This is a genomic window from Mesorhizobium sp. M4B.F.Ca.ET.089.01.1.1, assembly GCF_004022605.1.
Lineage (GTDB): Bacteria > Pseudomonadota > Alphaproteobacteria > Rhizobiales > Rhizobiaceae > Mesorhizobium > Mesorhizobium abyssinicae.
In genome coordinates, this window is sequence record NZ_RZOS01000889.1 from 1 (window position 1) to 1,108 (window position 1,108).

1 protein-coding gene is annotated in these 1,108 nt (G+C 51.2%); it reads right to left on the minus strand.

Translation table 11 applies throughout. The annotated features are described in order from the left end of the window. Positions 1 to 11: 11 nt before the first annotated feature. A complete protein-coding gene (locus EN780_RS34790; protein WP_128276505.1) occupies positions 12 to 971 on the minus strand; it encodes a hypothetical protein in 960 nt (319 codons plus the stop codon). Positions 972 to 1,108 lie beyond the last annotated feature (137 nt).

Here is a 1,108-nt window from a genome sequence, read left to right on the forward strand (position 1 = left end):
CCCCTGGAGGGCTACGACGCCTTTGAAGAAAGATATATTTGCGCGACGCGGAGTGTTTCTTCAATATCGGACAGTAACAGTGGTAGTCTTTGCGTCAGATGCTTGTTGTTGTTCTCGACAGCACGAAGAAACTCGTTGTCGTACACCGTCAAATAGTTGATGCAATCCAATTCATTACTCGAGAATACCGGAACTGGTGACGTATCTACTATGACGCGCGGCTGCAATCGGAGAAGCGCGCTCTGGAGAGTGACTTGGTATTCATCATTGACATCGGCGCCTAAGATCACAACCATCGACCGTGGTTCGTGTGCGTGGCCAATCTCTGTCGGGCGCGTCAGCGCGACGTCTATGTCAGTCCAGGCGCGGAGACGTTTGCGAAGGTTCTTAGGGTTTCGCGTTACAATTGCCGTGGAACGAAATCGCTCTCCCACACCACTTCTGATCAGGTCGCGAGCCAGCCTATCCGCCCCGATCACGTAAAGGCGGTCGAGTAGTTCTCGATTCGGAAATTGATCAGCAATAATGTCTCGGATAACGTGACAGTTGTTGAACGATGCAATGAACCGCTGTCGCTCGCGAGATGCACGACCTATGTCAATAGCTAACCGTACTATTTGGAAAATGGGAAGCTTTCTGTCAAGAAGTTTGGCAGCTTTCACCAGCTGATCGATGATATAATTATCGCCAAGGACCTGGGAACGAGCGCCAGACGCAATCTCGGCGAGGCGGTGAATAATAGTGGCTGCACCTTCAATTCGTCCAGGTGAAAAGCCAGAAAATATCGTACTTTCGATGTTTCTGAGTGCGTGCTCCTGACCATAAACCTCAACTCGCAAGCACGATGCGACCAAGAGAACTCCGCTTCGGGCAAGATCTTTCGATATGAGCTTGACCTTAGCCGAACGCTGCGCCACTGCCAACGGCGAGGTCATCTGGTGATCAACATAATTGCCAACGAATTCGCTCATCATTTCCTCCTGAAGTCAATTGAAGCAACCCGAATCCGCGCTTTGAGAGCTATGCTGTTGTTCCTTCTCGTCGATCGATCGCGCAGCAACGACCATGACGGTCTGCAGCAGCTTCTTCCCACTGAAGCGCGCAAACG

Excerpts from the sequence above, each read along its gene's own strand:
- EN780_RS34790 (WP_128276505.1), bottom strand. The coding sequence starts at position 971 with ATGAGCGAATTCGTTGGCAATTATGTTGATCACCAGATGACCTCGCCG.